10 protein-coding genes are annotated in these 12874 nt (G+C 69.0%); 3 read left to right on the plus strand and 7 right to left on the minus strand.

All coding sequences use genetic code 11. The features are described from left to right. Positions 1-2 precede the first annotated feature (2 nt). From ACEI37_RS00960 to ACEI37_RS00990, 7 genes are all read right to left on the minus strand, one after another. A complete protein-coding gene (locus ACEI37_RS00960) occupies positions 3-443 on the minus strand; it encodes an Hsp20/alpha crystallin family protein (RefSeq protein ID WP_373376898.1) in 441 nt (146 codons plus the stop codon). Between the two features lie 281 nt (positions 444-724). Then, entirely contained in the window at positions 725-1162 is a 438-nt protein-coding gene (gene pgaD / locus ACEI37_RS00965; protein WP_373376899.1) for a poly-beta-1,6-N-acetyl-D-glucosamine biosynthesis protein PgaD, read from the minus strand. Next, positions 1159-2496: a poly-beta-1,6-N-acetyl-D-glucosamine synthase gene (pgaC, locus tag ACEI37_RS00970; protein ID WP_373376900.1), complete on the minus strand. Its 1338-nt coding sequence runs from the start codon at positions 2494-2496 to the stop codon at positions 1159-1161. Before pgaC ends, pgaD begins: the two co-directional genes overlap by 4 nt. Next, positions 2493-4523 carry a poly-beta-1,6-N-acetyl-D-glucosamine N-deacetylase PgaB gene (gene pgaB / locus ACEI37_RS00975; protein ID WP_373376901.1) on the minus strand — a complete coding sequence of 677 codons (2031 nt, stop codon included), beginning with the start codon at positions 4521-4523 and terminating at the stop codon, positions 2493-2495. Before pgaB ends, pgaC begins: the two co-directional genes overlap by 4 nt. 15 nt (positions 4524-4538) lie before the next feature. Further along, entirely contained in the window at positions 4539-7052 is a 2514-nt protein-coding gene (gene pgaA / locus ACEI37_RS00980) for a poly-beta-1,6 N-acetyl-D-glucosamine export porin PgaA (RefSeq protein WP_373376902.1), read from the minus strand. Between the two features lie 668 nt (positions 7053-7720). After that, positions 7721-9031 (minus strand): sensor histidine kinase, encoded by a 1311-nt coding sequence (locus ACEI37_RS00985; RefSeq protein WP_373376903.1) that lies wholly within the window; start codon positions 9029-9031, stop codon positions 7721-7723. Continuing rightward, positions 9028-9768, minus strand: coding sequence for a response regulator (locus ACEI37_RS00990; RefSeq protein ID WP_012356088.1), 741 nt, complete (start codon positions 9766-9768; stop codon positions 9028-9030). Before ACEI37_RS00990 ends, ACEI37_RS00985 begins: the two co-directional genes overlap by 4 nt. Before the next feature lie 236 nt (positions 9769-10004). Between ACEI37_RS00990 and ACEI37_RS00995 the strand changes: the two genes are divergently transcribed. The 3 genes from ACEI37_RS00995 to ACEI37_RS01005 all read left to right on the plus strand — a co-directional run bounded on the left by ACEI37_RS00995 (position 10005) and on the right by ACEI37_RS01005 (position 12867). Further along, the gene (locus tag ACEI37_RS00995; RefSeq protein WP_373376904.1) at positions 10005-10718 is read left to right on the plus strand and encodes a cytochrome c biogenesis CcdA family protein; all 714 of its coding nucleotides are present in this window, start codon (positions 10005-10007) and stop codon (positions 10716-10718) included. Positions 10719-10721: 3 nt separating this feature from the next. Then, complete coding sequence (locus ACEI37_RS01000; RefSeq protein ID WP_373376905.1) at positions 10722-11261, plus strand: thioredoxin family protein; 540 nt, start codon at positions 10722-10724, stop codon at positions 11259-11261. 274 nt (positions 11262-11535) lie between these two features. Then, complete coding sequence (locus ACEI37_RS01005) at positions 11536-12867, plus strand: nucleobase:cation symporter-2 family protein (RefSeq protein WP_373376906.1); 1332 nt, start codon at positions 11536-11538, stop codon at positions 12865-12867. The last annotated feature ends 7 nt before the right edge of the window (positions 12868-12874 follow it).

A 12874-nucleotide genomic window follows, 5' to 3' on the forward strand; every position in this document is an offset into this window, starting at 1 on the left:
CATTACTGAACGGTAATCGCACGAGGCTTCGACGCTTCGCGTTTGCCCACGCTGATCGACAGGCAGCCGTTCGAGTAGTGCGCCTTTACCTTGTCGGGGTCTGCGCTCTCAGGCAACTCGACCACCCGCCTGAAGGCGCCAACGAAACGCTCACGCGCGTAGCGCTTGCTTTCCGGCGTGCCTTCGGCCTCGGATGGGCCACGCTCTCCGCTGATGGTCAACAGCCCCTTGTCGATAGAAAGGTCCAGATTCTCCGGTTTCAGGCCCGGCGCGAATGCGACGATTTCGATGGAGTCATCGGTCGCCCCTATGTTCACCGGCGGAAACGCGCCGAAACGTCCGGAACGGAGGCTGGATGGAAAGCCGCCAAACATTTCAGCCATCTGCCTTTGCAGGCGGTCCAGTTCGCTGAAGAGGTCGGCTCCAAAGACGGTGTCACTCATGGTCGTATCCTCCTTCGGCGTAGCGAGGAGGCGAAGGGGCATACGCGCTCCCGTTCGCCTGCCTTGCTGGCCGCACACAAACAGAAACACGCAGCGCGACATCGCGACTGCCTGAGCGAAAATAAAATACTAACTCGCTAGCGGAATTTCAAGTGCATTATTAGCAACAGCTAAAGGGTGCGCCAGGCTCATGGCCGCTATGGGCCGACGGGCCTGATCCCGGAGTCTTGTGTACCAGGCATATCAAGAAAGGAAAGGCCATGAATATGCCGATGAAACCCTCACGACACCACCGCCCTCACCTCCGCCACCTCCCCTTCATGCGTATGGTCCACCACCGCCACCTTGGCCAGTTGCAGCGCCCGCACGCGCTGCCCGGGCAAGCCGAAGCTGAGTGCCAGCTCGTCGATGCGCAGCGCCGGCAGCGGCTTGCGGCGGTCCAGGCCGGCGAAGCGATACTGGTTGTAGAGCGCCCATGACAGCAGCACGATGCCGTTGAACAGCCCCACCAGCACGTAGACCGTGAGCGTGCCCATGGTCGGAAGCAGCGCGGCCCAGAACGGCACGCCGGGGCCGGTGGAGGCTTCCTGCAGGATGGCGCGAATGCCGCTCGCGCCCAGGTAGAAGAAGCCGACCCAGGCCAGCGCCGTGAGCACGGCGTCGAACAGCCAGCGCAGGCGGGAACCTCGGGTGCGGATGATCATGCTTTCGGGTTTCATGACGACCTCATGGTGTGGATGCCCCGGTCGGGGCTGGTCCAGCGCGCGCGCTGGCGCCGGGTCTTGAGCATGACCTTGGGAAAGGCCAGCAGCGTGGTCAGCATCCCGACCATCCAGTACGCCAGCGGATACCAGATGATCCAGTACAGCGTGCGCGCCAGGCGCGGCTCGTAGCGGCGGTCGATCAGCACGCTCAGTCCGAACTGCAGCAGGCACACCGCGGCCAGCACCATGCCGGTGAAGCCCGGCGGCATCAGCTTCTGGATGCGGATATTGGCCGGCAGCTCGACGAAATGCCCCAGCGCCCACAGCAGGATCGACATGGCGAAGGCAAAGGCCCAGCCCGCCGACAGGCAGTACTCCGCCATCAGCGGCCACAGCCGGCGGTGGCGCCAGATCCAGATCGAGCGCACGTTCTTCATGAACACCTCGGCCCCGCCCTGGGCCCAGCGCAGGCGCTGCTTGAGCAGGCCGCGCACGGTCTCGGGCATCAGGATCCAGCACAGTGCGCGCGGCTCGTAGAAGATCGACCAGTGGTCGCGCTGCAGCTTCCAGCTGATGTCGATGTCCTCGGTGATCATGTCCAGGCTCCAGTAGCCCACGCGGTCCAGCGCGCGGCGCCGGAACGCGGCGACCACGCCCGAGACGGTGAAGACCTGGCCATAGACGCGCTGGGTGCGCTTGATCAGGCCGATGATCGACGAGAACTCGCCCACCTGGATCCGCCCCACCAGGGTCGAGCGGGTACGGATGCGCGGGTTGCCGGTGACCGCGCCGACGCGCGGGTTGGCCACCATCGGCGCGACCAGGTAGGCGGCGGCGTCGGGGTCCAGCGCGGCGTCGCCGTCGATGCAGACCAGGTATTCGCCGCGCGCGGCCAGCGCGCCCATGCGCAGCGCCATGGCCTTGCCCTGGTTGTGCGCCAGGTGCACCACGCGCAGGCGCGGGTGCCGGGCCGCCAGCGCGTCGAGCAAGGCGCCGGTGCCGTCGCGCGAGCCGTCGTTGATGGCGATCACCTCGAAGTCCGGATAGCGCTGCGCCAGCGCCGCCAGCAGCGTTTCCTCGCCGTTCTTTTCTTCGTTGTAGCACGGCACCAGGATCGAGATGAACGGCGCGCCAGGCACCTCGGGCGCCTCGCGTTCGGCGCCCCAGCGCCACTTGCGCTCCCAGTGCCACCAGAAGTACAGGCCTCCGGCAATCCACAGGCCGGACATGAACAGCGGATAGAAGAACACAAAGGCCAGCAGCAGGTCACCGGTGGCAAGGGCGGCCAGCGCGAACGGCAGCGCCAGTGCAAGGCACAGGATGACCAGGGCAAACAGTCGTTCGATCATGGTGCGGGGTACCAGGCGTTGGACAGCGCCGGCCGGATCACGTCTAGCCGGGGCTGGTTGTTGTGGAAGTCGTCCGGGTAATAGCCGAAATTGCGCGCGCCGCGGCGCTGCAGCCGCTGCATCCAGCCGGCCAGCACCGCGCTGTCGACCGCGTTGTCGACCGAACCCGCCGCGGGGGCGCGCCAGTCGCGCGCCTGCAGCTCGAACACGGTGCGCCGCAGCGCGCCCGGGCGCTGCGCGATGGTGTCGACCATGCGGTCGAGCCACGCGTTCTCCTGGCCGGCCGGCACCTGTTCCATGTACGGCATCGCCATCGGCGCAGTCCAGTCGTAGGCGGCGAGGAAGTCGTCCAGGTTCTGCGCGAACCAGGCCTCGCTCTGCGGCTGCAGCACCGGCAGCGCGAAGATATTGCGCGCGGTCTTGATGGCAGGCCCGCGCACCTCGCGCACGCGCGCGGTCAGCTCGTGGGTAAAGTCCACCAGCGCCCTGCTCTTCATGCGGGTCCAGCGCTGCATCTGTTCGGGGCTGGCGCGCAGCCCGGCGATCGAACCGGACAGGCCCGCGGCACGATACGCGGCCAGTGCCGGCGCGCTGGCGTCCTCGAAGTCGCCCAGCAAGGCATCGTCGTGGAACAGGATGCCATCGAAGAAGGCGTGGCGTGCCAGGTCTTCATACAAGTCGCCGATGCGGGCCCGGGCCACCGGATCAAATGGCGACAGGCGCCGGTACTGCTTCGGGTCGACCGCCGCGGCGCCGGTGGCGGGATCCCAGCGCGCCACGCGCGCGACCGACGGGTCGAGGTCGAAGCTCAGCACCGGCATCCAGGCGTACACCTTGACGTTGGCGCGATTGTCGAGCTGCCAGGCGACCCGGTTGAACAGGTCGGCGCGCACCGGCAGCCAGCGGTTGGGGAAGTACACCGACTTGACCAGCCCGTCGCCGTCATCGTCGGAGAACGCCTGCAGGAACACGGTGTCGATCTTCAGGTCGGCGATGCGCTGCACCAGCAGGCCCAGGTTGCGTTCGACCTGGGCGGGATCGGGGTCATAGACGTAGTCCAGGTCCACGTGCGCGACGCGCATGCCGCTGGGCTCTTCCATCGCGACCACCGAGCGGGCGAAGCTGCGCAGGCCGGGATCGTCGCTGAGCAGCAGGCGCGCGCCCGACATCATGCGGTCCACCGTGGCCAGGCCGTCTTCCAGCGTCAGCGCCATCTGGTAGCCGTTCTCGGCGACGATGCGCAGCGCCGCGCCGCCCTCGGCGCCGTACGGCCAGATCCACACGCGCACCGGCTTGCCGGTGACGGCGCGCACCTTGGCGGTGATGCGGGCCACGTCGGCACGCAAGCGCGCTTGCTGCGCGGCATCGCTTTCATAGCGGCCGCTGCCGGCATCGAAGGCGCGCACCGCTGCGGCCGGCTCGGTATTGCCTTGCGGGTTGGCGCGCACGCCGTAGTGCAAGGCATCGGTATGCGCGCCGATTTCCACCAGGCCCGACGCGGCGATCTCGCGCACCTGCTGCCAGTCGAGCAGGCGCTCGCGCGCGGTCGGCGTGCCGCCGAAATCGACCGGCTGCCCCGGCGGGGTATCGAGCCAGCCCCCAACCGGCGCCAGCACGGCCGGCCAGCGGTAGGCCTTCAGGATCGGCAGCACGCGCGTGTAGAAGCTGCGGTAACCGTCGTCGAAGGTCAGCAGCACCGCGCGCTCGGGCAGCGGCGGTCCGCCCCGGCGCGCCGCCAGCACCTGGTCGACCGAGACCGCGCGATAGCCGTTCTCGCGCAGCCAGGCCAGCTGGCCGACCAGGTGGTCGGTGCGCACGCTCAGGTAGGCCTGGTCGGGGTCCTTGTCTTCGACATCGTGATAGGCCAGCACCACCAGATGGTTGCGCGGCCACGGCTGCTCGGCGGCCGCGGCCGGGCGCTGTGCGGGCGGCGTGAACACCGGGATGTCCTTGGCGCAGGCGGCCAGCAGGCACGCGGCCAGCACCAGCCAGAGCAGGCGGCAGGCGCGCCGCAGGGTTGCGTTCATGGCTTGCATTCCTGTTCAGAAGCGGTAGGTCATGTCGAAGACGATGCGCAGCTCGCGCTCGCGCTGGCCGTCATACGGGCGGCTGGTGCCGGTCACGGTGGCGCCGACTTCGAACACGTCGTTGGTGCGGAAGCGCTGGCCGTAGCCCAGCAGCAGGATCGCGCCGGTGCCGAAGCCACGCTGGCTGTAGGCGCCGGTGCCGGCCAGGAACTGCTGCTCCCAGACGGTCTCGTAGCGCCGGTACAGCGTGTGCGTCAGGCGCACCGACGGCAGCACGGTCAGGTCCGAGCGCGGGTTGTAGTACGGCGTGTCGGCGCGGCTATTGCGCGACGCCCACAGGTCGACCAGCAGGTCGGCCTTCAGATGCGGCGCGGTGTAGAAGCGCTGCACGCCGGACACGCCCGCTTCGAGCCGGTCGTTGCCGTCGCTGAAGCGCGACGGCGCCACGGTCAGCATCCATTCGCTGGCCTCGCTGCGGCGCCAGCGCGCGTAGGCCTGCACGGTGTCGGCATAGATGCCGTGCTTGAGCGCCTGCAGCGGCGTGCCGGTCGAACGCAGCGCCGCCGAGGCGCCCACGCGCCAGCGGTCGTCGATGTCGTAGTCGGCGGCGATGCGGCCGCCCTGGCGCGCGCCCTGGCCATAGCCATGCAGCGACAGCTCGCCCTCCATGGTCAGGTCGCGCACGCGCCATTGCGCGCCGGCGCGCGCCCAGCGGTAATCGACACGGCCCTCGTCGAAGCGGCCCGTGGCATAGCCGATGCCGCCGAAGGCGCGCCAGTCATAGTTGATGGGCGGGGTGTACAGCACCGCTTCGATGCCGAAGTTGCCGTTGCCGACCACGGCGCTGTCATTGGCCAGCCCGCGGTAGCCCTCGATGCGCAGCTCGGCCTTGTTGTGGACCTGCCACTCGCGGTCGAGGCGCCGCGCGGTGAGGTCTTCGGGGAAGCGCGCCAGGGTGTCGTCGCGCAGCAGCTCGGCCTGGCGCCATTCCTGCAGATCCAGCGCCGCGTGCCCCTGCTGCACCTCCACCGGCAGGCTGCGCGGGGTCAGGGTCTCGGCCAGCTTCAGCTCGCCCTCGGCCGCGCGCGGCCAGCCGCGGGCGCGGTAGACGTCCGCCAGCGCGGCGCGCAGGCCGGAATGGCCCGGCGCGCGGCGCACCAGGTCTTCCAGCTTCTGCTGCGCAGTCTCGGTGTCATCAGCCTGCAACGCGGCGCGCGTGGCGGTCTGCTCGGCCTGCAGCCACAGGTCGTTGGGCTGCCGCATGGGCTGGCCGCGCACCCAGCGCCAGCGCGACTGCTCGGTGCTGGCCTGCTCCACGGCCTGCGCCGCGGGGTCGAAGGCCTCGGCCTCGGCGTGCGCGTAGTAAAGGCCGGTCTGGGCCTTGAGCCGGGTTTCGGCATCCAGGCCCTGCGGGTAGGCGTCGCGCACCTGGCGGAACAGCGGCGCGGCCTGCTCGGGCTGGCGCAAGTACAGGTAGGCCGCCGCGACATCGCCCAAGGCATAGGCCGGCACCTCGACGCCCTCGGCGCGCAGCGCCTCGTATTCGCTCACCACGTCCTGCATCCGGACCCGCGCATGCAGCGCGGCCAGGCGGTCGATGCGCGCGCGGCGCAGTTGCGGCGCGGCCGGCGGCCCCAGCGCCTGCAGGGCGGGCAGCAATGCGTCATAGCGTGCCAGCGCGCGCTCGGCGATGGCAAAGCGCTCGGCCTCGGTGCGCGTCGGCAGGTCAGCCAGGCGCACCAGTTCGGCCACGGCATCGAGCTCCAGCGCCAGGCGCGCGCGCTGGTCGAACAGTTCAGGATGTTCCCCCGCGACACGTAACGCCGCCTCGGGCAGGCCCGCGCGCTGCAGCGCGCCGACATACTCGCGCACGACGTCCGCGCGCTTGGGTGCGCGCAGATGGGCCTGGTCAGCTTCGAACAAGGCCGCGTACGGCTCGCCGGCGCGCGCCTGTGCGTAGGCCAGTGCCAGGCGGCTGTCGACGGCCGCGGGCTCGCGCTGCACCAGCGCCTGCCCCAGCGCGACCGCCTCGGCGGCCTGGCCGCTGTCGGCCAGCACCTTCACCTCGCCCACCGCGAACGCCGTGCGCGCCGGAAAGCGCTGCCGGCCCTCGCGATAGCGGGCCAAGGCCTCGTCCCAGCGACGCTCGTCGCGCAAGGCGCCGGCAACGGCCGCCAGCACCTCCGGCGGCAATTCGCGGGTCTCGCCGAGGCTGCCGTAAGCCTCCAGCACTTCATCCGGGCGCCCCGCCCAGCCGGCAATGATGATCCGGTCCCACGCGGCCCGGCGGTCCGACGGCGCACGCGACACCTGCTCACGCAGCATCACCAGCGCGGGCGCATAGTCGCCGGCGCGGGCCCGCTGGATCAGCGCGTCGTAGTTGGAATCGGCATGCGCGGATGCCGGCCAGCACATTGCCGCCAGCCCCGCAGTCAGCCCCGCAGTCAGCCCCGCTGTGAGCCCACCGGCCAGCCCGGCCGGTACGCGACGCCGCAGCGTCCCGTTGCGGGCACGCTCAGGGCGCTTCATCAGTGAATCCATGGGATCCGCAGCCTGTCTCTGTGTTGCCCAAGCGTCCGCCACACGCCTGCGGCGCAGGCGCGCGTGTGCTTGGGATCCGTTATCGGCTTATCGCTTTGCGGCACGGGGACACGGAACCCGACCGGACCTGGCCGGATGCGAATACCGGCAGAACAGGCCTACGGGATCCGGTGCGGCACCGAGGAACCGCGCCGGATGGCCATTCGCAGCAGGAATGGCGTCGTGCAACCGCAGGGACCAGTTAATCGGCCTGCGTTGCCGCAAAGCGAAGGCGATTGTAAGGAGGGTTCCGCGAAAAGATTGTTAATTTTCGCAAACGAATTGGTGACTGCATAAATTATCTCAATCACTAATTCGTTTATGTCGCGTGCGAAATATCCGGATGCGGTTGCGCGACACGGAGCCTGATGGGGACCTGCGAAGCAGCCTGCATCCCTTAACTGGCAAGGCTTTCACAGGAATCGATGCATGCTGATTTCGCTATCAAAATTCCGCAGACTTCCGCCGAAATCAGACGAAAAAATCAATCCGGCCATTCGCATCAATCTAGTGATAATTGATTATGATTTTAATGTCATAACCCGAATAGGCCAGATGGCATTTATCCCCCGATCAGGGGATGGAATGGATTTTTGCTCGACGAATTTCGCGAACTATCAGGCGGGCAGGCGCAGTGTTGCCTGCAGGCCGCCGCCCTCGCGATTGGCCAGCTGCAGCGTGCCGCCGAGTGCCTGCGTCAGTTGCTGCGCGATCGCCAGGCCCAGGCCGGTGCCGCCGGTGCCGCGGTTGCGCGAGGTTTCGACGCGGTAGTACGGCTGCATCACGCGCTCCAGTTCCGCCTCCGGAATGCCCGGGCCGCGATCCTGCACGGCGATCTGCAACCAGCCATCGTCCTGCCGCGCCACCGCCAGCGTGACCTCCGTGCCGAACTTCAGCGCGTTGTCGATCAGGTTGGTCAGGATGCGCCGCAGCGCCTGCGGGCGCGTCAGCAGCGGCGCGCCGGCCTGGCCTTCGATGGCGATGGCATGGCCGGCGTCGAGGTAGTCGCCGGCGAGGCTGTCGAGCAGCGCATCGGGATCGATGCGTGCCGGGGTTTCGGTGCCGCCCTGCAGGGTGCGCGCATAGGCCACGCCTTCGCGCACCAGGTGCTCCATCTCGCGCAGGTCGTGGTAGAGCTTCTGCTGCGTGGGCGAGTCCTCCATCAGGTCCACGCGCAGCCGCATGCGCGTGATCGGCGTCTGCAGGTCGTGCGAGATCGCCGCCAGGATCTGCATGCGTTCATCCAGGTAGCCGGCAATGCGTGCCTGCATGGCGTTGAAGGCGGCGGCGGCATGGGCCACCTCGGTCGGCCCGGTTTCGGGCACGCGCTGCGCCTTCAGGTCCGGCCCCAGGTTCTCGGCGGCGCTGGCGAGCTGGCTGAGCGGACGCGTGACCACGCGCACCGCCAGCCAGGCACAGGCCACCAGCAGCGCCAGCTGCGCCGCCAGCATCGCCAGCAGCCACGGCGAGACCAGCGAACGCCTGGGCTGCACGTCGATCGTCAACGGGCTGCCGTCGTGCAGCCGCAGGTGCACCTGGAAGCCGCCGCCCGGCTGGCTGCTGGCCGAGACCGGGTAGCGGCCCTGCAGCGCCTCGGCAATGGTGTCGACGGCCTTGCGCGCCAGCGGCGCGCGCGGCGGCTCGCCCGGCGTGCCGGCATCGAGCCGGTAGCTGTAGTTGTCGCGCCGCACCCGCTCCAGCCAGGCCGCGCGCTGGTCCGCCGGCAGCATGTCGAGCATCGCCACCGAGCTGGCCACGTCGCGTTCCAGGTTGCCCAGCATCAGCCGGTCGGCCGCGCTCTTGCGCTCCATCATCACCAGGCTGTACGACAGGCTCTGCGCCAGCACCAGGCCGACCAGCAGGATCACCATCAGCCGCGCGAACAGCGTGCGCGGCCATGCCAGTCCCTTGCGCGCGCGCCCGCTCATGCGCGCTCCTCGCGGATTTCGACGGCGGCGCTGAAGACATAGCCGCCGTTGCGCACGGTCTTGATGTAGCGTGGCTCGCGCGCATCGTCGCGCAGGCGCTGGCGCAGGCGGCTCACCAGCAGGTCGATCGAGCGCTCGAACAGCTCGGCGTCGCGGCCCTGGGTCAGGTTCAACAGCTGGTCGCGCGTCAGCACCCGCTGCGGGTGGTCGACGAAGACGCGCAGCAGCCGATATTCCGCGCCGCTGAGCGCGACGATCACGTCCTGCTCGTCGATCAGGTGGCGGGCGTTGGTGTCGAGCCGCCACGGGCCGAACGCCAGCACGCTGGCGGCCTCGGTGACCTGCAGGTTGGGCGGCAGCATGCGCGTGCGCCGCAGCACCGAGCGGATCCGCGCCAGCAGTTCGCGCGCGGCGAAGGGCTTGACCAGGTAGTCGTCGGCGCCCATCTCCAGCCCCAGGATGCGGTCGGCTTCCTCGTTGCGCGCGGTCAGCATCAGCACCGGCAGATTGCGCCGCTCGCCCGCGCGCAGGTCGCGGCACAGCGCCAGGCCGTCTTCGCCGGGCAGCATCAGGTCCAGCACCACCAGGTCGACCGAGCCCTTGTCCAGCGCCGCGCGCATCTCGCGCCCGTTGGCGGCCAGGGACACGCGCATGCCGCTGCGCTCGAGGTAAGCGGCAACCAGTTCGCGGATTTCGCGGTCGTCGTCGACGATAAGAATATGGTCCTGCGGGGTCATGGCGGGTCCCGGAATCGAAGAAATAGACGAAGAAAAAGGGGGGCGGCCGGCGCTGGCCATGGTGGCCGCGGCCTGGCCCGGTGCCGCCATTATGCGGTGCTGGCGGCGCGCTTTGTATCGCTGTGTATCCGGGCCGGGTCCGGACAAGAAACATTGCACAGCGGGCCGGATGCGGAAACAACGCCGATACGCCGGGGCGGTGCAATGCAGCCATACCAATCCGGGAGTCCACCGCCATGATCGATGCCTACCTTGCCTTTGCCGCCGGCGTGCTGACGATTGCGTCGCCGTGCGTGCTGCCCGTGCTGCCCATGCTGCTGGGCGCTTCGCTGGGCGAAACCAGCCGCCTGCGCCCGCTGGCGATCGCACTGGGTTTCGTCTCCGCCTTTTCCGCGCTGGGCATTGTCTTCGGCGCGCTCACCAGCGCCTTCAGCGACGCCCCGGGCGTGGTCCGCAACGTCGCCATCGCCATCCTGTTGGCCGCCGGCCTGGCACGGCTGTGGCCGGCCGGCTTCGGCCGCCTCACGGCACCTTTCGCAGCGCCGTTCGCCGCGCTCACCGACCGCGCCGCCGGCGCCGGCAGCCGCGCCGGCAACGGCCTGGCCGGCGGCTTCGTGCTGGGCATGACGCTGGGCGCGGTATGGACCCCATGCGCGGGCCCGGTGCTGGCCTCGATCCTGGCGCTGGTGGCCAAGGCGCAGGACCTACACCGCGCTGCCGGCCTGCTGGCCCTGTTCGCCGCCGGCGCCGCCGTGCCGATGCTGGGCATCGCCTACGGCGGCCAGTTCGCCACCACCCATGTACGCCGGCTGGCGCGCCATACGCCGCGGCTGCAGCAGGCCTTCGGCGTGCTGGTGGTAGCCACCGCCATCGCCATGTACTTCCAGTACGACACCCTTGCCGTCGCCTGGCTGACCTCGCTTTTCCCCGCAACCCAACCTGGAGCCTGAACCATGCCCCGCATCCTTCGCACCCTGTTTGCCGCCGCCGTAATTGCCGCCGCCCCGCTCGCGATCCAGTCCGCCGCGGCCGCGCCGGCCGCACCCACCGATTACGGCAAGGCGCCCGAATTCACCGGCATCGGCAAGTGGCTGAACTCCGAACCGCTGACCGTTGCCGGGCTGCGCGGCAAGGTCGTGCTGGTCGACTTCTGGACCTACAGCTGCATCAACTGCATCAACACCCTGCCCCACGTGCGCAAGTGGTACGACAAATACCGCGACCAGGGCCTGGTGGTGGTGGGCGTGCACACCCCGGAGTATGCGTTCGAGCGCTCCACCAGCAACGTCCAGGCCGCGCTCAAGCGCTTCGACATCCGCTACCCGGTGGCGCAGGACAACGCCTATGCCACCTGGAACGCCTGGCGCAACCAGTACTGGCCGGCGCTGTACCTGGTCGATGCCAACGGCAACGTGGTCTACAAGCACTTCGGCGAGGGCCAGTACGCCGAGACCGAGGCGGCGATCCAGAAGGCGCTGGGGCGGCGCCGCTGATCCCCAAAAAGCCGCCATGCAGGCGGCTTCCAGAGCATCCGCCTTGTCTTCCAGCGCATGGGAGTTGATACAAATTGTATGCAATCTTTGTATCACGGTTCGCTGATCCCTGTTATTCTTGCACGCCTGTTGAGGCGGGATGCAGGTCATGCCCGCCTCGCTCGCGGAGCTGCCGCACCTGGCCCGCGAGCGTGCACGAGGGCGCCGGGTTCCCCGCCCGGCGCCAGAAGAACAAGACAGCCCGGAACATCCGGGCAGACGACAGGAGACTCGAATGGCGCCCTTGCTATTCCAGGTGGAAGACCGCCCCCCACGGTTGACGACGTTCTTGCTGGCACTCCAGCACCTGCTGGCCGCGCTGGGCGGCATCATTGCGGTGCCGCTGGTGATCGGCGGCGCGCTGCGCCTGCCTTCCGACCAGGTAATTGCACTGGTCAATGCCGCGCTGCTGGGCTCGGGCATCGTCACCATCATCCAGTGCAAGGGCGTGGGCCCGGTCGGCATCCGCATGCCGTGCGTGATGGGCACCAGCTTTGCCTTCGTCGGCGCGGCCATCAGCGTGGGTGTGGAGCACGGCGTGGCCGGCATCCTGGGCTCGGCGCTGGCCGGCTCGCTGGTGATGATCCTGGGCAGCTTCTTCATGCCGGCGATCCGCAAGCTGTTCCCGCATACCGTCACCAGCGTGGTCGTGACCATGATCGGCCTGTCGCTGATCCCGGTGGCGATCGACTGGGCCGCCGGCGGCCAGGGCAGCAGCCGCTACGGCGCCCCCGGCAACCTGGCGATTGCCGTCGCCGTGCTGGCGCTGGTGGTGGCGGTGGTGCAGTGGGGCAAGGGCATGCTGTCGGCCTCGGCCATCGTGGTCGGCATTGCCGGCGGCTACCTGCTGTGCCTGGCGCTGGGGCTGGTCGACTTTACCCAGTTCCACCAGGCACCGGTGTTCGCCGTGCCGCAGCCGCTGCACTTCGGCATGTCGTTCCCGATCTCCGGCATCGTCGCCATGTCGATCGCCTTCCTGGTCACCATCGTCGAATCGACCGGCACCTTCATGGCGCTGGGCTCGGCCACGCAGCGGCCGGTGTCGGGCAAATGCCTGTCGCGCGGCATCCTGTGCGACGGCTTTGGCTCGGCCTTTGCGGCGCTGGTGTGCAGCCCGCCGCTGTCCACCTTTGCGCAGAACGTCGGCGTAGTGTCGCTGACCGGCGTGGCCAGCCGCCACGTGGTGGCGCTGACCGGCGTGATGCTGCTGCTGGCGGGGCTGTTCCCGGTGCTGGGCGCGCTGGTGGTGACGATTCCTCAGCCGGTGCTCGGCGGCGCTGGCCTGATGATGTTCGCGATGATCGTTTCGGGCGGCATCCAGATGCTCAGCACGGTCCGCTTCACGCAGCGCAATACCCTGATCGTGGCGGTGTCGATCGGCTGCGGCCTGGCTGTGACCTTCCGTCCGGAACTGCTGGCGAAGCTGCCCGCCTTTGTCCACGAGGTGTTCGGCTCCGGCATCACGGTGGGCTCGCTGTCGGCGGTGCTCCTGAATCTGCTGCTGCCCGGCGGCAAGGAAGCCGCGGCCGAGGAAGACGGCCACGGCACCGTCGGCGAAGCAGCCTGAACCTGGT

It is taken from the genome of Cupriavidus nantongensis (genome assembly GCF_041726985.1).
Classification (GTDB): domain Bacteria; phylum Pseudomonadota; class Gammaproteobacteria; order Burkholderiales; family Burkholderiaceae; genus Cupriavidus; species Cupriavidus nantongensis_A.